23 protein-coding genes are annotated in these 21188 nt (G+C 71.2%); 11 read left to right on the top strand and 12 right to left on the bottom strand.

Annotation, left to right across the window (positions count from 1 at the left end):
• The first annotated feature begins 53 nt into the window (after positions 1 to 53).
• Complete coding sequence (locus tag FB047_RS00245) at positions 54 to 923, top strand: hypothetical protein (RefSeq protein WP_136585260.1); 870 nt, start codon at positions 54 to 56, stop codon at positions 921 to 923.
• Positions 924 to 1031: 108 nt separating this feature from the next.
• Here FB047_RS00245 and FB047_RS00240 read toward each other — a convergent pair whose 3' ends face one another.
• The 5 genes from FB047_RS00240 to FB047_RS00220 are packed head-to-tail and all read right to left on the bottom strand — an operon-like array spanning position 1032 to position 5594.
• Positions 1032 to 1781, bottom strand: a complete 750-nt coding sequence (locus tag FB047_RS00240; RefSeq protein WP_136585259.1) for a hypothetical protein — start codon at positions 1779 to 1781, stop codon at positions 1032 to 1034.
• Between the two features lie 29 nt (positions 1782 to 1810).
• A complete protein-coding gene (locus FB047_RS00235; protein ID WP_136585258.1) occupies positions 1811 to 3142 on the bottom strand; it encodes an MFS transporter in 1332 nt (443 codons plus the stop codon).
• 23 nt (positions 3143 to 3165) lie between these two features.
• Complete coding sequence (locus FB047_RS00230) at positions 3166 to 3711, bottom strand: hypothetical protein (RefSeq protein ID WP_136585257.1); 546 nt, start codon at positions 3709 to 3711, stop codon at positions 3166 to 3168.
• Between the two features lie 19 nt (positions 3712 to 3730).
• Positions 3731 to 4804, bottom strand: coding sequence for a redox-regulated ATPase YchF (gene ychF / locus FB047_RS00225; RefSeq protein WP_136585256.1), 1074 nt, complete (start codon positions 4802 to 4804; stop codon positions 3731 to 3733).
• Positions 4805 to 4844: 40 nt separating this feature from the next.
• On the bottom strand, positions 4845 to 5594 hold the full coding sequence (locus tag FB047_RS00220; RefSeq protein ID WP_136585255.1) for a class I SAM-dependent methyltransferase: 750 nt from the start codon (positions 5592 to 5594) through the stop codon (positions 4845 to 4847).
• A gap of 243 nt (positions 5595 to 5837) precedes the next feature.
• Here FB047_RS00220 and FB047_RS00215 point away from each other — a divergent pair, with 243 nt between their 5' ends.
• Together FB047_RS00215 and FB047_RS00210 are read left to right on the top strand one after the other, a co-directional pair.
• Positions 5838 to 6431 (top strand): 3'-5' exonuclease, encoded by a 594-nt coding sequence (locus tag FB047_RS00215; protein ID WP_136585254.1) that lies wholly within the window; start codon positions 5838 to 5840, stop codon positions 6429 to 6431.
• 79 nt (positions 6432 to 6510) lie between these two features.
• Positions 6511 to 7878, top strand: coding sequence for a DNA recombination protein RmuC (locus FB047_RS00210; RefSeq protein ID WP_136585253.1), 1368 nt, complete (start codon positions 6511 to 6513; stop codon positions 7876 to 7878).
• 180 nt (positions 7879 to 8058) lie between these two features.
• On the opposite strand, the gene FB047_RS00205 is transcribed toward FB047_RS00210, so the two are convergent.
• Positions 8059 to 8271 (bottom strand): UDP-N-acetylmuramyl pentapeptide phosphotransferase, encoded by a 213-nt coding sequence (locus tag FB047_RS00205; protein ID WP_136585252.1) that lies wholly within the window; start codon positions 8269 to 8271, stop codon positions 8059 to 8061.
• Between the two features lie 387 nt (positions 8272 to 8658).
• A complete protein-coding gene (glpX, locus tag FB047_RS00195) occupies positions 8659 to 9648 on the bottom strand; it encodes a class II fructose-bisphosphatase (RefSeq protein WP_136585251.1) in 990 nt (329 codons plus the stop codon).
• A gap of 178 nt (positions 9649 to 9826) precedes the next feature.
• On the opposite strand from glpX, the gene fbaA reads away from it, so the two are divergent.
• The gene (fbaA, locus tag FB047_RS00190; protein WP_136585250.1) at positions 9827 to 10855 is read left to right on the top strand and encodes a class II fructose-bisphosphate aldolase; all 1029 of its coding nucleotides are present in this window, start codon (positions 9827 to 9829) and stop codon (positions 10853 to 10855) included.
• A gap of 77 nt (positions 10856 to 10932) precedes the next feature.
• Here fbaA and FB047_RS00185 read toward each other — a convergent pair whose 3' ends face one another.
• The 5 genes from FB047_RS00185 to FB047_RS00165 are packed head-to-tail and all read right to left on the bottom strand — an operon-like array spanning position 10933 to position 14399.
• Positions 10933 to 11478: an MOSC domain-containing protein gene (locus FB047_RS00185; protein ID WP_136585249.1), complete on the bottom strand. Its 546-nt coding sequence runs from the start codon at positions 11476 to 11478 to the stop codon at positions 10933 to 10935.
• Positions 11479 to 11508: 30 nt separating this feature from the next.
• Positions 11509 to 12210 carry a zf-HC2 domain-containing protein gene (locus FB047_RS00180; RefSeq protein WP_136585248.1) on the bottom strand — a complete coding sequence of 234 codons (702 nt, stop codon included), beginning with the start codon at positions 12208 to 12210 and terminating at the stop codon, positions 11509 to 11511.
• Positions 12207 to 12710, bottom strand: coding sequence for a sigma-70 family RNA polymerase sigma factor (locus tag FB047_RS00175; RefSeq protein ID WP_136585247.1), 504 nt, complete (start codon positions 12708 to 12710; stop codon positions 12207 to 12209). Before FB047_RS00175 ends, FB047_RS00180 begins: the two co-directional genes overlap by 4 nt.
• Positions 12711 to 12765: 55 nt before the next feature.
• Positions 12766 to 13341 (bottom strand): DUF6264 family protein, encoded by a 576-nt coding sequence (locus tag FB047_RS00170; RefSeq protein ID WP_136585246.1) that lies wholly within the window; start codon positions 13339 to 13341, stop codon positions 12766 to 12768.
• Positions 13338 to 14399 (bottom strand): 4-hydroxy-3-methylbut-2-enyl diphosphate reductase, encoded by a 1062-nt coding sequence (locus FB047_RS00165; RefSeq protein WP_205822518.1) that lies wholly within the window; start codon positions 14397 to 14399, stop codon positions 13338 to 13340. Before FB047_RS00165 ends, FB047_RS00170 begins: the two co-directional genes overlap by 4 nt.
• 130 nt (positions 14400 to 14529) lie before the next feature.
• On the opposite strand from FB047_RS00165, the gene xseA reads away from it, so the two are divergent.
• The 7 genes from xseA to FB047_RS00130 all read left to right on the top strand — a co-directional run bounded on the left by xseA (position 14530) and on the right by FB047_RS00130 (position 21006).
• Positions 14530 to 15882 (top strand): exodeoxyribonuclease VII large subunit, encoded by a 1353-nt coding sequence (xseA, locus tag FB047_RS00160; RefSeq protein WP_136585245.1) that lies wholly within the window; start codon positions 14530 to 14532, stop codon positions 15880 to 15882.
• A 1-nt stretch (position 15883) separates the two neighbouring features.
• A complete protein-coding gene (locus FB047_RS00155; protein ID WP_136585244.1) occupies positions 15884 to 16120 on the top strand; it encodes an exodeoxyribonuclease VII small subunit in 237 nt (78 codons plus the stop codon).
• Positions 16120 to 16752 carry a DUF4245 family protein gene (locus FB047_RS00150; RefSeq protein WP_136585243.1) on the top strand — a complete coding sequence of 211 codons (633 nt, stop codon included), beginning with the start codon at positions 16120 to 16122 and terminating at the stop codon, positions 16750 to 16752. Before FB047_RS00155 ends, FB047_RS00150 begins: the two co-directional genes overlap by 1 nt.
• The gene (locus FB047_RS00145; RefSeq protein ID WP_406600901.1) at positions 16749 to 17405 is read left to right on the top strand and encodes a carbonic anhydrase; all 657 of its coding nucleotides are present in this window, start codon (positions 16749 to 16751) and stop codon (positions 17403 to 17405) included. Before FB047_RS00150 ends, FB047_RS00145 begins: the two co-directional genes overlap by 4 nt.
• 91 nt (positions 17406 to 17496) lie before the next feature.
• Positions 17497 to 18891: a class II fumarate hydratase gene (locus tag FB047_RS00140; RefSeq protein WP_136585242.1), complete on the top strand. Its 1395-nt coding sequence runs from the start codon at positions 17497 to 17499 to the stop codon at positions 18889 to 18891.
• Between the two features lie 46 nt (positions 18892 to 18937).
• Positions 18938 to 20353, top strand: a complete 1416-nt coding sequence (locus FB047_RS00135) for a sensor histidine kinase (RefSeq protein ID WP_136585241.1) — start codon at positions 18938 to 18940, stop codon at positions 20351 to 20353.
• Positions 20350 to 21006, top strand: coding sequence for a response regulator transcription factor (locus FB047_RS00130; RefSeq protein ID WP_136585240.1), 657 nt, complete (start codon positions 20350 to 20352; stop codon positions 21004 to 21006). Before FB047_RS00135 ends, FB047_RS00130 begins: the two co-directional genes overlap by 4 nt.
• Positions 21007 to 21188 lie beyond the last annotated feature (182 nt).

Genomic DNA, 21188 nt, shown 5'->3' with positions numbered 1-21188 from the left:
GAGGCCGCGGGCCGACGGTGGACACAGCTCGCCCACCGACGAAACGAGAGAGCATGAGCATCAGCACCCCGTCCCGCCGCCGCCTGACCCGTGGCACCGCGATCGTCGCGGCCGCCCTGGTCGCGGCATCCGGACTCCTCCTCCCCACCGCAGCCCAGGCCAAGACGACGTCGACGGGCGGGGACTACGCCGTCACCGTTAACGGCACGACGTACAACCCCGCCCCCGGCAAAGACGCGAAGCTCAAGGACGTCGCGGTCTCGGGACGCATCACCGTGAGCGGAACGAACAACCGCTTCACCATCGACCCGGCGACCCTCGGCGTGTACGACTACATCCTCACCGGCGCGCCCGACACGCAGCGCATGGTCACGAGCCCGACCGTGGTGTTCGCGTCGAAGGTGCCGACCCTCACCGCGGCGCAGCGCGCGGGCACCCGGCTGTCGAGCCTCGAGGTGCGCGACGACGCGCTCGTGGCGATCTTCACCACCGCCGCCGGGAAGCTGAAGATCCAGGCGAAGGACGGCGCTCAGGGCGGCATCTTCCAGATGGAGCCGGAGTTCGCCGCGCCCGTCGAACTCGTGCACACCCTCGGGCCCGGCCTCTTCTACTTCGTGAACCAGTACACCGGGAAGATCAACTTCGGAAACGGCGTGGATGCCGTCGCCTCCGGCGCGAACGCCCACCAGATGCTGCTCGGCAAGGACAGCCCGCAGGTCGCGACGAAGACGTACCAGGATGCCACCGTCACCCGCTGGACGGTCGCCTCGGGCGGTCGCATGGGCGGTGTCCTCGGTGAGGATGCCGTGGAGCTCTCGGCGGGTGCCACGAACTGCACGAGCCAGTGCCAGGCCCAGAACCGCATCAACGGTTCGCTCCCCGTCCCGCCCGACCCGACGAACCCCACCCCGATCGGCGGCTGAACCCCGCCGACGAGCGGAGCCCCCGGTCAGCTGGCCGGGGGCTCCGTGGCGTTCCACCCGTCCCGTCGGCCACCCGACGCGCGCTCTGCCCGCCGGCACTCCGCCGGCTCAGAAACCCGCGGCCCCCTGCGGCCCGACCGTCGTCGGGGCGAACCCGGCGAAGCCGTCGATGCGCTGCTGCGCCACCGTGGTGCCGAGCTCGGAACGCAGGTGGGGGTGCGTCCAGTAGAAGTGCGTCGCCGCGTACACGGCGCGCGGAGCGGCATCCAGGGCGAAGGTCGCGATCTTCCACGACCGCAGCTCCCCCGAGGTGAGGTCGACGTCGCGCTCGATCCGCAGGATCGGGATCTTGACCGGGCGGGCCTGCTGCACCCCGGAGTCGTTCGTCGTGGTCGCGACGACGGCCTTCACCTCCGACCACGGGATGTTCGTGCCCACCCCCTGGAACCGCACGGCGATGCCGCTGCGCCCCACCGCCACGCACTGCCGGTTGCCCCACGACGCGCGACTGCGCGAGGCGAAGAGCAGGCTGACGAAGGAGATGAGGAAGAACAGTCCGATCAGCCCGAAGACGCCCGCGATCACGTAGGGGATCGGGCCCTCCATCGCCGGGGTCGTTCCCGCCTGCAGCAGCACGGAGATGACCACCCACCCCAGGAACAGGGTGATGACGCCGGTCACGATGGTCAGGAAGAGCGGGGGCTTCTTCAACGGAGCGACGTGCAGCCAATCGTCGGGCGCGCGCTCGAACGTGCTGTTGAAGATCTCGGCGGGAAGGAGGGCCAGCCTCTTCTTGGATGCCGCCGGCCACACCCACCCGGGAGGCACGAACGCGATTCGGGGGTCGGGGGTGTCCATGCGCACCAGTGTAGGAAGCGCCCCCGGGCTCACGCGTGCTCGCGCGGCGCGTCCAGGGCACTGGGCACCCCGCCACGCATCGCGATGGCCGCGATGAGCGTCACGGCGAGCAGCACCGTCAGGTACACGACGAACCCGACGCCCCCGTCGCCGACGGTCGCGTGGTACACCAGCGGCGCCGTGCCCCCGCACAGCGAGTTGGCCACCGCGTAGCCGAATCCGACCCCGAGCGCCCGGATGTGCGGCGGGAAGACCTCGGCCTTCGCGATGCCGTTCACCGACAGGTAGCAGGTGAGCACCGCGAACGCCAGGATCAGGATGCCGAACACCGCGGGTGGCGAGACGATCCGGGCCGCGGCGTTCACGAGGAAACCGGCCCCCAGCACGCCCAGCGCCCCGAACGCGACGAGCAGCGGCTTGCGACCGATCCGATCGCTGAGCGCCCCGCCGAGCGGCTGCATCACCATGAGGACGACGAACGCGGCGAGGACCACCCCGGTGGCGGCGGACTCCGCCCCCGCTCCCCCGGCTCCGAACGCGGCCTCCCGCACGATATAGGGCACGGTGACCGTCGCCGTGTAGAACGCGGCGCTCCCTCCCGCGGTCAGCAGGATCACCCAGACGAGCGGGCGCCCGTACCCGCGCAGCAGCTCCGCCATCGTCGCGGGGCGCCGGGGTCCGGTGGGCGTGGGTGGGGTGACGGATGCCGCCCGCCCCGCGCCCCGCGACCACCACAGCGACACGAGCCCCGCGACCCCGCCCGCGACGAACGCGACCCGCCAGCCCCACTGCGAGATCGCCGCACGATCGCCGACCAGTTGCAGCAGCAGGAGCAGCGCCTGCGCCAGCACGAGACCGCCCACGATCGTCATGGCCTGGAAGGACGCGTAGAAGCCGCGATGCCCCCGCGATCCCGACTCCGACAGGAGCACCGTGGCCGCGGCGTATTCACCGCCCGTCGCGATCCCCTGCACGATGCTCACCACGACGAGCACGACGGCCGCCCACGCACCGATGCTCCTCTCGGTGGGGGCGACGGCGAGCACGACCGATCCGAGCGACATCACGGTCACCGCCATCACCAGGGCCTGCTGACGACCCCGCGTGTCGGCGAGACGACCGAACAGCCAGGAGCCGAGCGGTCGCACCACGAACGTCAGGGCGAACAGTCCGTAGACGTAGACGAGGGAATCCGGGGAGTCCGCCGGGAAGAACTCGGTCCGGAAGAACGGCGCGAAGGTCGCGTAGACGTACAGGTTGAACCACTGCACGAGGTTCGGCACGGATCCCGCCAGGATGGCCCGCACCCGGGCGCGCCGTTCCGGCTGCGGCCGGGTCCCGGCCGGGTCAGGACGAGTCATGAGACGACCCTAGAGAACCGCGGCTAGGCGGAGGGCCCTCCGAGCGCCTCGACGATGAGCCGCGGATCGGTGTCGAGGGTCTCCGCGGAGACGGTGCGACGTCGCCGCGTGCGCCCGTCCTGCCGCGTGAACACGACGAGGGACGTCGACAGCAGACCGGATGCCGCGCGGATCTCGGCACGCGTACCCTCGCGGGGCCACTCCTCGGCGCGCACCCGCGGAGCGAGACCCGACGGTCGTTCGAGGGCGGGGAACTCCACCGTCGTGGGAGTGATCGCGACCGCGATATCCGGCATCCGCGGACGCCGCCGCAGCTGACGCACCCCGAACACGCCGATCGCGAGGGGAACCGCCAGCGTGAGGGCGAGCAGAAGTGCGGCGCCCGCTCGTCCGTCCGCGGCCACGACCACGATCGGCAGCAGCGTGACGAGTCCCCACAGCGCGGCGAGCGCGATCGCCGCGATGCCCTGCCGGCGCACGAGCGTTCGCAGGGTGCGTTCCACCGCCGCCCGCCCGGCCGGGTCGTAGCGCGCGATCACGGTCTCTCGGGGAGTCAACGATCGTGCCATTCCGTGCGTCGCGCGAGCCTCAGTTGTTGAAGCGGAACTCCACCACGTCGCCGTCCTGCATGACGTAGTCCTTGCCCTCGAGGCGGGCCTTGCCCTTCGCGCGGGCCTCGGCGACCGAGCCGAGTTCGACGAGGTCGGCGAACGAGATGACCTCGGCCTTGATGAAGCCCTTCTCGAAGTCGGTGTGGATGACACCGGCCGCCTGCGGCGCCTTGGCACCCTGCGGGATCGTCCACGCGCGGGCCTCCTTGGGGCCGGCCGTGAGGTAGGTCTGCAGACCGAGGGTGTCGAAGCCGATGCGGGCGAGCTGGTCGAGGCCCGACTCGTCCTGCCCGGTGGAGGCCAGCAGTTCGGCGGCGTCCTCGGGGTCGAGGTCGATCAGTTCGGACTCGATCTTGGCATCCAGGAAGACGGCCTTCGCGGGGGCAACCAGGGCTGCGAGCTCGTCCTTCTTGGCCTGATCCGTGAGCACGGCTTCGTCGACGTTGAAGACGAAGATGAACGGCTTCGCGGTCAGCAGGCCGAGCTCGCGAATCGGCGAGAGGTCGAGACCGGATGCCGAGAGCAGCACGCCGCGCTGCAGCGCGTCCTGGGCCGCCTTCGCGGCGTCGAGCACCGAGGGGTCGAGCTTCTTGCCCTTGACCTCCTTCTCGTACCGGGTGATCGCCTTCTCGAGGGTTTGGAGGTCGGCGAGCTGCAGCTCGGCGTTGATGGTCTCCATGTCGCTCGCGGGGTTGACCGCTCCGTCGACGTGGACCACGTCGTCGTCGGCGAATCCGCGGACGACCTGGGCGATGGCATCCGCTTCACGGATGTTCGCGAGGAACTGGTTGCCGAGGCCCTCGCCCTCGCTCGCCCCGCGGACGATGCCGGCGATGTCGACGAACGACACCGCGGCGGGCACGAGCCGCTCGCTCTGGAACACGTCGGCGAGCTGCTGCAGGCGCGCATCGGGTAGGTTCACGACCCCGACGTTGGGCTCGATCGTGGCGAACGGGTAGTTCGCGGCGAGCACCGAGTTCTTGGTCAGGGCGTTGAAGAGGGTGGACTTTCCCACGTTGGGAAGGCCGACGATTCCGATGGTAAGAGCCACGGGAGTCCAGGTTACCCGGCTCGGGCCGCGCCCACCTGCGTCAGGGCCTGCGCGCGCGGAACGCGTGGGTGACGTACGGCAACGCCACGGCGCCCCCGTCGGCCAGTCCGGGGACGGATGCCACGACCTCGTCGACGGCCGCGTCGATGCGCTCGCGCGTCGAGGGGTCGGCCGTGATGATGTCGCTGCGCGACGACACCAGCTCGCGCAGGACGGGGAGGGTGAGGTGGCGCTCCCACCTCCATTCGCGGTGCTCGAGCGGCCCGAACGGCTCGGCGACGCGCGGACCGGTGGTGGCGAGCAGCACCTCGGCGTTCGATCCGCCCATGGCCGCGGTGAGCCGTCGGACCCAGTCGACGGCGTCGTCGCGGATGTTCCAGATCAGGCCCAGCGAACCGCCGCTGCGCAGCACGCGGCCGACTTCGCGCGAGGCGGCCTCGACATCGACCCAGTGCCAGGCCTGCCCCAGGACGACCGCGTCGAGACCGGCGTCGGGCAGCGGCAGGTGCTCGGCGGTTCCCGCGAACGTGGGCACGCCACGCACCGCCTCTCGCAGGGCGGCGAGCATGTCGGCATCCGGATCCACGGCCACCACGTCGGCACCCAGCTCGACGACCGCGCGCGTGAGCTTGCCCGTTCCCGCCCCCACGTCGGCCACGCGCAGGGCGCGACCCTCTTCGCGGACGGGCTCCAGGAGCCAGGCCACGGCGTCGGCCGGGTACCCCGGACGCCCCGACTCGTAGGCGGATGCCGCCTGCCCGAACGATGTCGACTTCTCACTGCGCGCCATGCCCCCGACCCTACGCCGCCCCTCCGACACCGCCGCGGGGCGACCGGACCCGCCGTCGGGTGCGTATCCCTCAGCGAGGGGCCGTCGCGCGGAGTCGGTGCTCGATCCATCGATGCCGGAGGCCGAACGCCGGCGTGTCGCGGACGGACTCCGCGCGACGGTGCGCGCCGCCCCCTCCGCCGGGGAGGGCGGACCCCGGCGCGCCTCCCGGGCGATGCCCGCTTCGCGGCGCAGGGTGAAGGCGTGGCACTGGATTTCACCGCGATCGACTTCGAAACGGCGAACTCCAGTGGTGCGTCCGCGTGTGCAGTCGGGCTGGCGCGCGTGCGAGGCGGTCGGGTCGTCGCGACCGCGGCCTGGCTGATCAAGCCGCCGCCCGGGCACGACCACTTCGCGCCGATCAACATCGGCATCCACGGCATCGAACCTGCGCACGTCGCGGACGCCCCGTCGTGGAGCGCCCAGCTCGAGCGGCTCACGGAGTTCGCCGGCTCGGACGTGCTCGTCGCGCACAACGCCGGGTTCGACATGTCGGTGCTGCGTCGCGCCTGCGCCGCGACCGGCGAGGACTGCCCCCCGTACCGCTATCTTTGCAGCGTGCAGATGTCGCGCAAGACCTACACGCTCGACTCCTACCGGCTGCCGCTCGTCGCGGCCGAGGCCGGCTGCTCCCCCTTCGCCCACCACGACGCCCTCGCCGACGCCGTCGCCTGCGCCGAGATCACCATCGACTGCGCCCGACGCGCCGGGGTCGACGACGTGCAGGGCCTCGCCGCCCACCTGGGCGTCCGCATCTCGCAGATCGCCGCCGAGCCGGCCGAACGCGCCGTCGCCTGAGCGCGTCCCGGTCCACCCTTCCCGGTCCCGCGCGGCCCGTCTTTCCGGCGATGTCGGAGGTCTGTAGCAAGCTGACCCCATGGATGCCGTCACCCTGATCCTCGTGGTCCTCGCCCTCCTGCTCGGCGTCGCCGGCGGGTGGTTCGTCGGGGGCGTCCGTGCCGCCGCACGGCACGCCGCCGCGCAGAACGACCTCGGCGCGCGCGTCGCCGCGGCCGAGACCGAGCGCGACGGTCTCCGGCAGCAGCTCGATCGACAGGGCGCGATGTACCGCGAGCTCGTCGGTCAGTCGCGCGCCGACCAGGCCGCACGCGAAGAACGCGAGCGTCGTGAGCAGACGGTGCTCCGCGCGCTCGACCCCGTCCGCGAGACGCTCGACGCGATGCAGCGCAAGGTCGATGGGCTCGAGCGCGACCGCGTCGAGCAGTACTCCGCTCTCGGCGAGCAGCTGCGCCTGTCCCGCGAAGCCGACGAGGCGCTGCGCGCGACCACCGAGTCGCTGGCCTCCGCCATGCGCTCGGGCACCACCCGCGGCGTGTGGGGCGAAACGCAGCTTCGGCGGGTGGTCGAGGCGGCGGGACTCACGCGGTACGTCGATTTCGATCTGCAGACCGCGATCTCCAGCGACGCCGGAGCGGGTCGCCCCGACATGGTGGTGCGCCTGCCCGGCGGCAAGGCCCTCGCGGTGGATGCCAAGGTCCCCCTCGAGTCGTACCTGCAGGCCAGCGCGATCGCGGTGACGGCCCACGGAGACGAGGGGGCTCGACGTGCCGCGCTGATGAGCAAGCACGCCCGCGCGGTCCGGGCCCACGTGGATGCCCTGGCGAAGAAGGCCTATTGGGCGGGACTCACGACAAGCCCCGAGTTCGTCGTCTGCTTCCTGCCCAGCGAATCGCTCCTGGCGTCCGCCCTCGACGAAGACCCCACCCTGCTCGAGTACGCCTTCACGCGACGCGTGGCTCTCGCCTCCCCGGTCAACCTCTGGGCGGTGCTCAAGACCGTCGCGTTCACGTGGACCCAGCAAGACGTCTCCGACGAAGCGCGCACGCTCTTCGCGCTGGGGACCGAACTGTACGACCGCGTGGGGGTCCTCGCGACCCACGCCAACGATCTCCGACGCGCGATCGAGAAGACGGTCGACAGCTACAACAAGTTCGCCGGTTCGCTCGAGTCCCGTGTCCTCGTCACGGCCCGGAAGTTCCCCGGCATCGACGAGACCAAGCTCGACTCCGTGAACGCTCCTCCGGCGCTCGACGCCACGCCCCGTCGGTGGACGGCACCCGAGATGCTCGACATCGACGCCCCGCCGATCACCGACGTCCCCGATGCCCCCGCTGCGCCCGCCGCGCCCGACGAGGTCGCAGCCACGCCCGGCTACGCCGACCTCGGCGGTGTCCGCGCCCGGGCGGGCCTGCCGGAGAACCCGACCACTCACTCCGACGTGTGATCACGGCGAGGCGCAGGGAACCGGCGTTCGTTCGAGACGCCGAGCGGGAATTCGAGACGCCGGGCCGGCCCCGTCCCGCCACGCCCACCCGCCCGCCACGCCCACTCGCCCGCAACATCACGCGCGAACGCAGAACCGGGCCGACCCTGATGGATCGACCCGGTTCGAGAAGCGGAGGGCTCAGGACCCGCCGGGCACCCAGCTGAGCAGGCTCACCACGGCGGCGGACACGCCCACGAACGCGCCGATCATCCACCACGCGCTGACCTCGTGGCCCTCGTCGCGGCGCACGCGCAGCAGGACATCGGGGCGTCGAGCGGGGTCGACGGCGCTGGCGATGACCGCCTGCGCACCTGTCTGAGGTGCGGTCTGATTCGTCGGAGCTGTTGCCATGGACGATCCCCCTTCGGGTCTCGGAAGAACACAGCGTCGCCGTTGACACTCCTAGAGATTCTGCCAGACGAGGTTCGAGGGGCCGGTCACGCTTGCGTCACGACACGCCCGGCTGTATCTGCACGTCGGCCGCCCCGCGGCGTGCCCGCGCCCGCGGCACGCGGCAGCGAGCCCGCCCTGCCCCGACCACTGAGGCTGCACGCCACTGACGAAACGGCGTCACCCCGCCACCGAGATGTCACCCACCCGCAGTCTCACCGCCCCGGGCGCCACCCCGGGCCACGCCCGCGCCCGCAGCACGCCGCACCGCGCCCGGCCACACCCGCAGCGCGCCGACGCCCGCAGCACCCCGCGGGCCCGCGACACCGACGCCTCAGCGGCTCAGGCTCACAGCCACTTCGACGTGAGGTGCTCCGACGAGATGCGCCGCAGCGTGCCCGAGGCTCCGCGCAGTACGACGCTCTCGGTGTAGATGAAGTCGCCGTCGCGGCGCACGCCCTGAACGAGCTGACCGTCGGTCACTCCGGTCGCGACGAAGATCGTGTTCTTGCCCGTGACCAGGTCGTCGGCCTCGTACACCGTGCCGTCGACCTTGAGCCCGGCATCCAGGCCCTTCTGCTTCTCGTCGTCGGTGCGGGGAGCGAGCACGCCCTGGATGTGCCCGCCGAGCGCCTTGATCGCGCAGGCCGTGACGATCCCCTCGGGGCTGCCGCCGATGCCGACGCACATGTCGGTGCGGGCGTTGTGGCGAGCCGCGTTGATCCCCCCGGCCACGTCGCCGTCGCTCATCAGACGGGTTCCGGCCCCCGCTTCGCGGATGTCGGCGATGAGCTGCTCGTGGCGGGGTCGGTTCAGCACCGACACGACGATCTCGTCGACCGGCTTGCCCAGCGCCTTGGCCAGAAGACGGATGTTCTCACCGATCGGGAGGCGGATGTCGACGACGCCGACGCCGGCGGGACCGGTGACGAGCTTGTCCATGTAGAACACGCTGGACGCGTCGAGCATGGTGCCCTGGTCGGACACCGCGATGACCGAGAGTGCGTTCTGCCGCCCCGCCGCCGTGAGCGAGGTGCCGTCGATGGGATCCACCGCGACGTCGCACCGGGGACCGCGGCCGCTGCCCACGCGCTCACCGTTGTAAAGCATGGGCGCGTTGTCCTTCTCGCCCTCGCCGATCACGATCGTCCCGTCGAAGTTGACGGTGCTGAAGAAGGCCCGCATCGCGTCGACAGCGGCGCCGTCGGCCGCTTCTTTGTCGCCTCGCCCGATGAAGGGAACGGCGCGAATGGATGCCGCCTCCGTCGCCCTCACCAACTCCAGAGCCAGGTTGCGGTCGGGGTGCAGAGGGCTCATGTCGGCAGTCAGGCTCACCATGGGCCCACTGTATCCAGCAGAGTCGACACATCCGTCGGATTTCCGCCTCGCGAGCGCGAAGGAATCGCGCTTCTTAACGAATCGACAGAAGTGGCCGGTTCCTGTCGCCACCGCACCGTCATGATCCGGCGGCTTCGCTAGAGTGACGATGTCCCGACAACGACCAAGGAGCACCTCCATGCCCGTCGCTTCCCCTGAGCAGTACGCCGAGATGCTGGACCGCGCGAAGGCCGGTAGCTTCGCGTATCCCGCGATCAACGTCTCGAGCTCTCAGACCATCAACTCGGTGCTCCAGGGCCTGACCGAGGCCGGCTCCGACGGCATCCTGCAGGTCACCACCGGTGGCGCCGACTACTTCGCCGGACACACCGTCAAGGCGCGCGCCACCGGCGCCCTCGCCTTCGCGAAGTACGTGACCGAGGTCGCCAAGAACTACCCCATCACGGTCGCTCTCCACACCGACCACTGCCCCAAGGACGCGCTGCCCGGCTTCGTTCTGCCGCTGCTCGAGGCCTCCGAAGAAGAGGTCAAGGCCGGCCGCAACCCGATCTTCCAGTCGCACATGTGGGACGGCTCGGCCGTTCCCCTCGACGAGAACATCGACATCGCCGCGGAGCTCCTCCCCCGCATGAAGAACATCAACGCGATCCTCGAGATCGAGGTCGGCGTCGTCGGCGGCGAAGAGGACGGCGTGGCGCACGAGGGCTCCAACGAGGCGCTCTACACCACCGTCGCCGACGTCACCAAGGCCGTCGAGCGCCTCGGCCTCGGCGAGAACGGCCGCTACATCTCGGCCCTCACCTTCGGAAACGTGCACGGCGTGTACAAGCCCGGTGGCGTGAAGCTCCGCCCCGAACTGCTCGGCGAGATCCAGGAGGGCATCGCCGCGACCTTCGGCACCGGCCCCAAGCCCCTCGACCTGGTCTTCCACGGCGGCAGCGGCTCGACCGACGAAGAGATCGCCCTCGCGGTGCGCAACGGCGTCGTCAAGATGAACATCGACACCGACACGCAGTACGCCTTCACGCGCTCGATCGCGGGCTACATGTTCTCGAACTACGAGGGCGTGCTGAAGCTCGACGGCGAGGTCGGCAACAAGAAGCAGTACGACCCGCGCGCGTGGGGCAAGGTCGCCGAGTCGGCCATGGCCGTGCGCGTGGTCGAGGCCACGAAGCAGCTCGGTTCGTACGGCCAGTCCCAGAGCTGACACGACCTCGCGTCATCCCTCGAACGCCCCGGCCTCGGCCGGGGCGTTCGTCGTTCCCGGATGCCGCCGACCGGCCCTCAGCGGCGATAGACCTCGAGGACCGTGGGGGCGCCCTCGGGCGACGACACCACCTCGATCGGGTCGCCCGCGCGGACATCCCCCGCGCGTCGCACGCGCAGATACGCGCCCAGCCGTCCCTCGTCGGAGAAGCGCTTGACCCAGCCGCGCGAGGCGGCGCCGCCCACCCAGCGCGCGAACGTCGAGCACGGCGTGCGGGGCATCGTCACCTCCACCTCCACCGTGTCGCCGATGCGCCAGATCTCGCCGATGCGCGCGCCGTTGACGTCGAGCCCCTCGACGCGCAGGTTCTCGCCGAACCATCCCGCGTGCAGCTCCCGGTCGAGCTCGCCCTCCCAGAACGCCGCGTCCTCCGCCGCGTAGGCGTAGACGGCCTTGTCGGGGCCGCCGTGATGCTTGCGGCTCGCCTGCACGTCGGCGCGCACGCCGAGCTTGCCGACGCGCACGGCGCCGTCGAGAGGGCGCTTGTCGATCGCGGTCACTCCGACCGAACCGGCATCCGGATGCAGGGAGTGGACGGCGCAGACGGCGACGAGACGGGGCATGCGTCGATGCTAGAACGTCCAGCGGCTCGCTCAGGGCGTCGAGAACTCGCGACGCATCACGACCGTCGTCCCGTCGAGCGTGCGGATCTCGACCGAGCCGATGTCGGCGGCCGACAGATCCGTGCCCGCGCTGAGCTCGGTCGTCGATCCCGGTCCGGCGCGCCAGGTCGAGAGCACGCTCGTCGATCCCTCGTCGTCGGTGATCGCGAGGGCGTACGGCCACCCGCCGGGCGGGGCGTCGAGCACCTCGCCCGTGTACTGGCAGACGAGGTCGATCCGCGTGCCCCACGGGGCGGACGTCAGCTTCACCGAAGCCTCGAGCGGCGCCCCCGCCACGTCGTCCAGCGCGTACACCGTCCCCGCGGGCTGCACGGCGCTGCCGATCGCGACGACGCTGGGCACGGCGATGGCGACCAGGGCGATGGATGCCGCGAGCGCCCACCCCGTGACCCGTCGCCGCCGACGACGCCGAGCGGTCTCCACGACCCGGGCGCGCAGCGCGGGATCGGGCGCCGCCACGGGCGCCGGTCCGGTACCCGCGTCGATCCCCCGCGCACGATCGGCCGACAGCCGCGACAGCAGCCCCGCGGTGGGCGCGATCTCGGCCACCGCGGCGCGGCACGACGCGCACTCCTCCAGGTGCGCCTCGTACTCCGCGCGATCCGGGGCCGACAGCGCGCCGAGGACGTACGCGCCGTCCCAGCTCGAGAGACGTTCGTGGTCGATGCTCATCGGGTCACCCCCCTCTCCTGCAGAGCGAGCCTCAATGCCCGCACCGCGTAATGCAGTCGCGACTTCACCGTGCCGGCGGGGATGCCGAGCTCCTCGGCCGTCTGCGCCACGCTGCGCCCGCCGTAATAGGCGCTGACGATCACCGCCCGGTGGTCGGCGGTGAGGGTGGCGAGCGCCTCCTCCACGAGGAGCGCGTTGAACATGGCATCCGTGTCGTCGGCGTGCGCCGTCTCGGGGAGTTCGTCGACGGGCTGCTCGTGCCGTCGCCGAGCGCTGCGGGCCTCGTCGATCACGATGTTGCGCGCGACCGTGTACATCCACGAGCGCAGCGACGCCGGGTCGTCGCTCATGACGCGCGGCGTCCGCCACGCGCGCAGCAGGGTCTCCTGCACGACGTCGTCGGCGCCGGCGTGATCGCCGGTCAGGCTCACGACGTAGCGCCAGACGGGGGTCGCGTGCGCGTCGTACAGCGCCGTCAACTGCGCGTGTTCGTCCTTCACCGCGGCATCCCCTCTCCCTCGCTCACAGGGGACACGGGATGCCGGGCCGTGCGGTTCAGTTCGGGACGCTGTCGATGATCGCGGTCATGAACTGCTGGTCGCCCACGAGGGCCATCGTGATGCAGACGCCCGCGACCAGCGCGGTCGCGACGAAGCCGACCAGGGGGATCCAGAACGCGAGACGACCGCTCTTGAGGCGCCGCCAGGTGAAGACCGCGGTCAGCAGCCAGCCGATGCCGTAGACGAACGCCGCGGCCGCGCCCCAGACGTAGCCGGCGGACAGGTTGGTGAAGGTGGCCGTCACGCCGAGCATCTGCGCGCCGCGCTCGGCGTACTCGGGGAAGTTCAGCAGCTGCATGATGGTCGTGACCACCGAGAACAGCCCGTAGAAAAGCAGACCGAACGTCACGATGCGGTCCACCCGGGCGCCGCGCGTGGCGGGGACGGAGAACGCGGCGGGCGCCTCCGGGGCGGGTGCCGGTTGCGGGGCGACCCCGGCCTCGAGAGCCTCGGTCACCTCCGGGCGTTGGATGCGCGCGCGCTGCTCCTCCGCCGTGGCGTACTCGCCGAACTGCGGGCGAGGGCGCTCGGCGCCCTCCCCCTCGGTCGAGGGACGGGAGTCGTCGCTCACGCGCGCCCCCGGCCGCCCAGTGCACGGCTGTCGCGCTTGCCGCTGGCATCCTGACGCAGCTCCTTGGGGAGCGAGAAGATCAGATCCTCCTCGGCGGTGCGGACCTCTTCGACATCGCGGTACCCGGCGCCGGCGAGCTCTTCGAGCACCTCGGTCACGAGCACCTCGGGGACCGAGGCCCCGCTGGTCACGCCGACGGTCTGCACTCCCTCGAGCCACTCCTGCTTCACCTCGTCGACGTAGTCGACGCGGTAGGCGGCCTTGGCTCCGTGCTCGAGGGCGACCTCGACCAGGCGCACGCTGTTGGAGGAGTTGGCCGATCCCACGACGATCACGAGGTCGGCGCCGACGGCGACCTTCTTGATCGCCACCTGGCGGTTCTGGGTGGCGTAGCAGATGTCGTCGGAGGGCGGATCCTGCAGCTGCGGGAAGCGCTCGCGCAGGCGCCGCACGGTCTCCATCGTCTCGTCGACCGAGAGCGTGGTCTGCGACAGCCACACGACCTTGGAGGGGTCGCGCACCTCGATGGTGTCGGCGTGGTCGGGCGAGTTGACGACGGTGACGTGCTCGGGAGCCTCTCCCGCGGTCCCCTCGACCTCTTCGTGACCCTCGTGGCCGATCAGCAGGATCTCGAAGTCGTCGCGCGCGAAGCGCACGGCCTCGCGGTGGACCTTGGTCACGAGGGGGCAGGTCGCGTCGATCGCCTGCAGACCGCGATCGGATGCCGCCGACACGACCGCCGGAGACACGCCGTGCGCGCTGAAGACGACGTGGGCGCCGGAGGGGACCTCGTCGACCTCCTCGACGAAGATCGCGCCCTTCTTCTCGAGCTCGGTCACGACGTGGATGTTGTGCACGATCTGCTTGCGCACGTACACCGGAGCGCCGTAGCGCTCGAGGGCTTTCTCGACGGCGATCACGGCGCGGTCCACGCCCGCGCAGTATCCACGGGGTGCGGCCAGCAGCACCTTCTTGCGTCCGTCGACGGGGATATCCTGGAGCCGCCCGCGACGACCCGGGATGCGGGGAACGGGCAGGTGGACGGCAGGTGAGCTCACCCCCCGATTCTATCGGGGCGCCCCTGGACACCGGCCGAACCTCCCCCACCGCCACCCGCAGGGATACGATGACCCCTCCCCCTCCACCGGCCCGCGCGGGTCGGGTCCCTCTCGCCGACAGCACGCTCACATGACCTCTTTCCAGCCCGAGACCGTCCCCGGTCAGGCCCCTCCCGCCGACAGCGTGCACCCCCGGGATTCGCGCACGGACGCCCCCACGTCGGTCTCGCGCCTGAACGACACCATCCGCGGCTTCATCGAGAGGTGGGGGTCGGTGTGGGTCGAGGGCGAGATCACCTCCTTCAACCGGCGCGGCGGCAACGTGTTCGGGCGGCTGAAAGACCTCGGCACCGAGTCGACGGTGTCGTTCCGCATCTGGTCGAGCACGCTCGCGCGCCTGCCGAAAGACCTGAAGGTCGGCGACCACGTCGTCGCGTGCGTCAAAGCCGACTACTTCCCGCGCACGGGTGACTTCTCGTTCGCGATCTCGGCAATGCGCCACGTCGGCCTCGGGGAGCAGCTCGAGCGCCTCGAGCGTCTGCGCGCGCAGCTGCGCTCCGAGGGACTTTTCGACCCGGCGCGCAAGAAGCGCCTGCCCTTCCTGCCCCAGTGCATCGGCCTCATCACGGGCGAGAACTCCGACGCCGAGAAAGACGTCCACCGCAACGCCGAGCTGCGCTGGCCGCGCGTGCGGTTCCGCACGCGGCACGCCGCCGTGCAGGGCGATCGGTGCGTGCCCGAGACCATCGCCGCTCTGACGGCCCTCGACGCCGACCCCGAGGTCGACGTCATCGTCATCGCGCGCGGCGGCGGCGACCCGCAGACGCTCCTGGGCTTCAGCGACGAACGTCTGCTGCGCGCCGTGGCCGCGGCATCCACCCCGATCGTGAGCGCGATCGGCCACGAGAACGACCGACCGCTGCTGGACGAGGTCGCCGACATCCGCGCGTCGACGCCGACCGACGCGGCCAAGCGCGTCGTGCCCGACGTGAGCGAGCAGCGCGCTCTGGTGGCGCAGCTGCGCGCCCGACTGACCGGCCGTCTGACGCAGCGGGTGGTGCACGACATCGCGCAGCTCGAGCAGATCCGCTCGCGTCCGTCGCTGCGCACCCCGCACGCGATGCTCACCTCCCGCGCCCAAGAATTGTGGATGCTGTCGAACCGTGGGCGCGACGTGGTCGATCGGCGCCTCGAGAGCGAGCGCCGTCGCACGAGCGAGCTGAGCGCGGCCCTCCGCGCGCTCTCGCCCCTCGCGACCCTCGCCCGCGGATACGCGATCGCGCAGCTGGACGACGGCACCGTGCTGCGCGACGCGGCCGACGCCCCCGCCGGCACCGCTCTCCGTCTCACCGTCGAGCAGGGCACGCTCGCCGCGATCTCGGAGGGCGCCGTGCCTGATGCCGTGCCGCACGGCTCCTCCCCCGCCACCGCTCCGTTCGACGGCGAGGCACCCGGCGCCGGTCCCTCCGACGGGGCCGCCTAGAATGGATGCCATGACCGCGACACCCGGCTCCGCTGCCGACGTCGCCACCCTCTCCTTCGAGCAGGCCCGCGACGAACTCGTGCGCGTCGTCGCCGAACTGGAGCAGGGCGCTCCCACCCTCGAGCAGTCGCTGGAGCTCTGGGAGCGCGGCGAGAAGCTCTACGCCCGGTGCGAGGAGTGGCTGCTGGGCGCCAAGCGCCGCCTCGACGCGGCCCGCGGCGACGGAGACGACGACTGATGGCCCGCGTCGTCGCGCACCTCGGCCGCCCCGAGACCCCGCAGGAGACCGCCGACCGCAAGGCCGAGTCCTCGCGTCGGTACCGCTCGAGCAAGACCTTCCGCAACCTCATCGCCGCCCTGTTGGTGACGGTCGCCCTGGTGTTCGTCGTGATCGCCGCCGTCCCGCGGGGCGAACCGGCTCCGCGACCCGCTCCCGATGTGCCGGCCCTCGCCGCCGACATCGAGGCGGACCTGGGCCGCCCGGTCCTCTCGCCGGCGCTCGGCGACGACTGGCGCGTCAATCAGGCCACGACCGAGGGCGTCGGGGGCACCGAGGCCTGGACCATGGTCTACGTGCGCTCGGGCGAGTCGGGCTTCCTCCGTATCGCGCAGGGCTTCGACGCCGACGAGGCCTGGGTCGGACAGGTGCTCGACGGCACCCGGAGCACCGAGACCGTCGACATCGACGGCATCACCTGGAACGTGTACCGCCCCGCCAACCCCTCGGGCACGGGCAACATCGACTACGCGCTGGCCACTCCCGCCGGCCCGGACTACGTGCTCGTCTACGGCGACGCGTCCCCCGAGACCGCGGCCCTGGCGGCCGCGTCCGTGACCACCCAGATCGAACAGTTGAGAGAGGTCCCGTGAGCGAGCGCATGACCCCCCGTCAGGTGTGGCAGCAGATGGTGGAAGGCAACGAGCGCTTCGTCGCCGGCGAGCCCGCCCACCCCCGGCAGGACGTGGAGCGGCGCACCGAGCTCGCGAGCTCGCAGCACCCCACCGCCGCCCTGTTCGGCTGCGCCGACTCTCGCCTGGCCGCCGAGATCATCTTCGACCAGGGCCTGGGCGACCTCTTCGTCGTGCGCAACGCCGGACAGGTCATCTCCGACTCGGTGATCGGCAGCCTCGAGTACGCCGTGGGCGTGCTCGAGGTCCCGCTCATCGTCGTGCTCGCGCACGACGCGTGCGGCGCCGTGGGAGCCGCCATCGACAGCACCGGCGTCGACGCGCCGACCCTCCCCGCCTACATCTGGCGCCAGATCGCACCGATCGTGCCGGCCGTCCGTCGCGTGCAGCGCGAGAGCGCCGTCGACGGCACCGTGCCCGCGCGCGTCGACCCCGAACTCGTGGGACGCGAGCACCTCCGCCACACCGTGGCCGATCTGCTGCGCGCGTCCGAGCTGATCAGCGAGGCCGTCGCCGAGGGCCGCACGGCCGTCGTGGGCGCCAACTACCGCCTCGACGAGGGGAAGGCCTTCCCCGTCGTCATCGTGGGCGACGTCGACGACCCGCGCATCTGACGACCGCGCAGCCCACAACCGCGCATCCCACCATCGCGCATCTGATGACCGCGCGAACGAGAACCGAAGAAAAGACCGGAGGAACGACGACGTGACCGACACCGAGTACCGCATCGAACACGACACCATGGGTGAGGTGCGGGTACCCAAGAACGCCCTGTACGCGGCGCAGACCCAGCGCGCGGTCGAGAACTTCCCGATCTCGGGCAAGGGGCTCGAGTCGACGCAGATCGCCGCACTGGCCCGCATCAAGAAGGCGGCGGCTCTCGCCAACAAGGAGCTCGGCACCCTCGACGGGGCCATCGCCGACGCCATCGCGCAGGCCGCCGACGAGGTCGTCACCGGTCAGCACGACGCGCACTTCCCGGTCGACACCTACCAGACCGGCAGCGGCACCTCGTCGAACATGAACATGAACGAGGTTCTCGCGACCCTCGCCACCGGCATCCTGGGTTCGACCGTCCACCCCAACGACCACGTCAACGCCTCGCAGTCGTCGAACGACGTCTTCCCCACCTCGGTCCACATCGCCGTGACCCAGGCCCTGATCACCGACCTCGTGCCCGCCCTCGAGCACCTCTCGGTCGCGCTCGAGGCCAAGGCCGAGGCGTGGAAGGGCATCGTGAAGTCCGGGCGCACCCACCTCATGGATGCCACGCCCGTCACCCTCGGCCAGGAGTTCGGCGGCTACGCCCGCCAGATGCGCCTCGGCATCGAGCGCGTGCAGGCCGTGCTCCCCCGCGTCGGCGAGGTCCCCCTCGGCGGAACCGCCGTCGGAACGGGCATCAACACCCCCCTCGGCTTCCCGCAGAAGGTCATCGAGCTGCTGGCCGCCGAGACCGAGCTGCCGATCACCGAGGCGAAGGACCACTTCGAGGCGCAGGCCAACCGCGACGGTCTCGTCGAGGCCTCGGGCGCCCTGCGCACGATCGCGGTGTCGCTCACCAAGATCAACAACGACATCCGCTGGATGGGCTCGGGGCCGAACACCGGCCTCGGCGAGCTGCACATCCCCGACCTGCAGCCGGGCTCCTCGATCATGCCGGGCAAGGTCAACCCGGTCGTCCCCGAGGCGACGCTCATGGTGTGCGCCCGTGTCATCGGCAACGACGCCACCGTCGCCTGGGCCGGCGCGTCGGGATCGTTCGAACTGAACGTCGCGATCCCCGTCATGGGCACCGCTCTGCTGGAGTCGATCCGCCTGCTCTCCAACGCCATGCGCGTCCTCGCCGACAAGACGATCGACGGCCTCGAGGCCAACGTCGCCCGCGCCGAGGCGTTCGCGGGTATGTCGCCCTCGATCGTCACGCCGCTGAACAAGGTCATCGGCTACGAGGCGGCGGCCAAGATCGCCAAGCACTCCGTGGCCAAGGGCATCACGGTGCGCGAGGCCGTCATCGACCTCGGCTACGTCGAGCGCGGTGAGATCACCGAAGAGGTGCTCGACGCCAGGCTCGACCTGCTGTCGATGACCCACCCGGGCTGAGTCCGCACCGACCATCCACGACGCCGAGGCGCGCCATAATCGAAGGATGAGCCCCGCGACGAGACCTGTCTCGACGCGGGTGCGCTTCCTCGGCGCGATCCTCGGCGTCGTGCTTCTCGGCATGATCGTGGCCGGCGGCGTCACGTTCCTCGTCCAGCGCGATCGCGTGCTCGCGAACGCCCAGCGGCAGCTCGACGGCTTCGTGTCCACCGTCGCCACCAGCAGCGAGTCCGCGGCCGATCTCGTCGCGTCCGCGATCCCCGGTCGCACCGACGGCACGCTCGCGATCGACGGCGACCGCGTCCTGGCGACGACCCCGTCACCTCCGGGCCTCTCCCTCGCCGACGACGCGGGTCTCGTGGCATCCCTCGCCAGTTCCCTCGCGGAGGGGCGCCTGACCGGTCGTCTCGACAGCGCCCGCAGTCCGGTCATGTACGCCGCCGCCGCGGCCCCCGGCGGCTACGCCGTGCAGGTGATCTCGATCGACCAGCGCATGGAGCTGGTCGCTCTCTCGTCGATCACGTACGCCGCCACGGCGCTCGGGGTGCTGCTGGTGGTGGGCGCGGTCGGGTGGTTCGTCACGGGGAGGCTCTTCTCCCCCCTCCGCCGACTGCGCGACACCACGGATGCCATCACGATCGACGACCTGGGAACGCGGCTGCGCGCGCACGGCAACGACGAGATCTCCGACCTGACCACCTCGGTCAACTCGATGCTCGACCGTCTCGCGATGTCGGTCGACGCGCAGCGTCAGCTCCTCGACGACGTGCGGCACGAGCTGAAGACCCCCATCACGATCGTCCGCGGCCATCTCGAGATGATGGACCCGTCCGATCCCCACGACGTGCGCGAGACGCGGCGGCTGGGGATGTCCGAGCTCGATCGGCTCACCCGTCTCGTCGACGACATCGACGCACTCGCCGACGTCGAGACCAGCGCGCTGTCGGCCGAGGTGATCGACGTCGCCGCCCTCACCGACCGCGTTGCGGGTCTCGCGGGAGCCCTCCCCGGTCACTCGTGGAGCGTGGCGCAGCGGGCGCGGGTGCGTATCGAGGGCGACGCCGACCGTCTCGTCCAGGCCTGGGTGCAATTGGCGGACAACGCCGCGAAGTACACCCCCGAGGGCTCCCCGATCGAGATCGGCAGCTCCGCCGACGACACCGTCGCCCATCTCTGGGTGCGCGATCACGGTCCCGGCATCCCTCCGGCCGCGCGCCACCGCGTCTTCCGGCGGTTCGACCGCCTGTCGACGCGAGGCCGCGTCGACGGATCGGGGCTCGGACTGTCGATCGTCGACGCGATCGCCAAGGCCCACGACGGCCGGTGCTCGATCGGCGACACGCCGGGAGGTGGGGCCACCATCACGCTCCACATCCCGTTGACCGGGGCGCCGTCGCCGGGGGCGCTGCCCACGCCCGTCCGCGCGGGTGACGTCGTCATGCAGAGAGAGGCCACAGGATGACACGCATCCTCATCGCCGAGGACGAGGAGCGCATCTCCGCCTTCGTCGCGAAGGGCTTGGAGGCGGCCGGCTTCCAGACCCTCATCGTCGACGACGGCGCGGAAGCCCTCGACACCGCCCTCTCGGGAGACGTCGACCTCGTGCTGCTCGACGTGGGCCTGCCCTCCCTCGACGGGTTCGAGGTGCTGCGCAGCCTCCGCGGCCAGGGCTCGACGCTTCCGGTCATCATGCTCACCGCGCGCACGAGCACGCGCGACACGGTCGACGGCCTCGACGCGGGCGCCAATGACTACGTCGCGAAGCCGTTCAAGTTCGACGAGCTGCTGGCCCGCGTGCGCTCTCGGCTGCGCGAGCCCGTGTCGCTCGGCACGATGACGGTCGCGCACGGCGAGGTGTCGCTCGACGTGCTGGCCCGCCGCGCGACGGTCGGGAGCCGCGAGATCGATCTCAGCGCGCGCGAGTTCGCCCTCGCCGAGGAGTTCATCCGGCACGCCGGTCAGGTGCTCTCGCGCGAGCAGCTGCTGAGCCGCGTCTGGGGCCTGGATTTCGACCCCAACAGCAACGTGGTCGACGTGTACGTCCGCTACCTGCGCGCGAAAGTGGGCGCCGCCCACATCGTCACCGTGCGCGGAGCGGGCTACCGCTGGGAGTGAGCTCCGACCCGGAGAACCCCCGGCGGGGGGACGGCCGGGGGTTCTCGGAGAGATCGCGCCGGTGGTCTTCCGACTCACCCGAAGAGCGGTGACCTGCGCAGACGGATCTTCTTTTGGGGGATCCGCCGTGGGCGGCGGCGAGGTCTCCCTCGCCGATGACTCCACCCTGTCGCCCGATGGTG

The organism is Microbacterium hydrothermale (genome assembly GCF_004854025.1).
Classification (GTDB): domain Bacteria; phylum Actinomycetota; class Actinomycetes; order Actinomycetales; family Microbacteriaceae; genus Microbacterium; species Microbacterium hydrothermale.
The sequence above is the reverse complement of the archived record's forward strand: the minus strand, read 5'-3'. Positions and strand labels throughout refer to the sequence as shown.

Excerpts from the sequence above, each read along its gene's own strand:
- FB047_RS00185 (WP_136585249.1), bottom strand. The coding sequence starts at position 11,478 with ATGCCCCGTCTCGTCGCCGTCTGCGCCGTCCACTCCCTGCATCCGGAT.
- FB047_RS00245 (WP_136585260.1), top strand. The coding sequence starts at position 54 with ATGAGCATCAGCACCCCGTCCCGCCGCCGCCTGACCCGTGGCACCGCG.
- FB047_RS00205 (WP_136585252.1), bottom strand. The coding sequence starts at position 8,271 with ATGGCAACAGCTCCGACGAATCAGACCGCACCTCAGACAGGTGCGCAG.
- FB047_RS00130 (WP_136585240.1), top strand. The coding sequence starts at position 20,350 with ATGACACGCATCCTCATCGCCGAGGACGAGGAGCGCATCTCCGCCTTC.
- FB047_RS00150 (WP_136585243.1), top strand. The coding sequence starts at position 16,120 with ATGGCCCGCGTCGTCGCGCACCTCGGCCGCCCCGAGACCCCGCAGGAG.
- FB047_RS00180 (WP_136585248.1), bottom strand. The coding sequence starts at position 12,210 with ATGAGCATCGACCACGAACGTCTCTCGAGCTGGGACGGCGCGTACGTC.
- FB047_RS00235 (WP_136585258.1), bottom strand. The coding sequence starts at position 3,142 with ATGACTCGTCCTGACCCGGCCGGGACCCGGCCGCAGCCGGAACGGCGC.
- FB047_RS00210 (WP_136585253.1), top strand. The coding sequence starts at position 6,511 with ATGGATGCCGTCACCCTGATCCTCGTGGTCCTCGCCCTCCTGCTCGGC.
- xseA (WP_136585245.1), top strand. The coding sequence starts at position 14,530 with ATGACCTCTTTCCAGCCCGAGACCGTCCCCGGTCAGGCCCCTCCCGCC.
- FB047_RS00220 (WP_136585255.1), bottom strand. The coding sequence starts at position 5,594 with ATGGCGCGCAGTGAGAAGTCGACATCGTTCGGGCAGGCGGCATCCGCC.
- FB047_RS00240 (WP_136585259.1), bottom strand. The coding sequence starts at position 1,781 with ATGGACACCCCCGACCCCCGAATCGCGTTCGTGCCTCCCGGGTGGGTG.
- fbaA (WP_136585250.1), top strand. The coding sequence starts at position 9,827 with ATGCCCGTCGCTTCCCCTGAGCAGTACGCCGAGATGCTGGACCGCGCG.
- FB047_RS00135 (WP_136585241.1), top strand. The coding sequence starts at position 18,938 with ATGAGCCCCGCGACGAGACCTGTCTCGACGCGGGTGCGCTTCCTCGGC.
- FB047_RS00230 (WP_136585257.1), bottom strand. The coding sequence starts at position 3,711 with ATGGCACGATCGTTGACTCCCCGAGAGACCGTGATCGCGCGCTACGAC.
- FB047_RS00155 (WP_136585244.1), top strand. The coding sequence starts at position 15,884 with ATGGATGCCATGACCGCGACACCCGGCTCCGCTGCCGACGTCGCCACC.
- glpX (WP_136585251.1), bottom strand. The coding sequence starts at position 9,648 with ATGGTGAGCCTGACTGCCGACATGAGCCCTCTGCACCCCGACCGCAAC.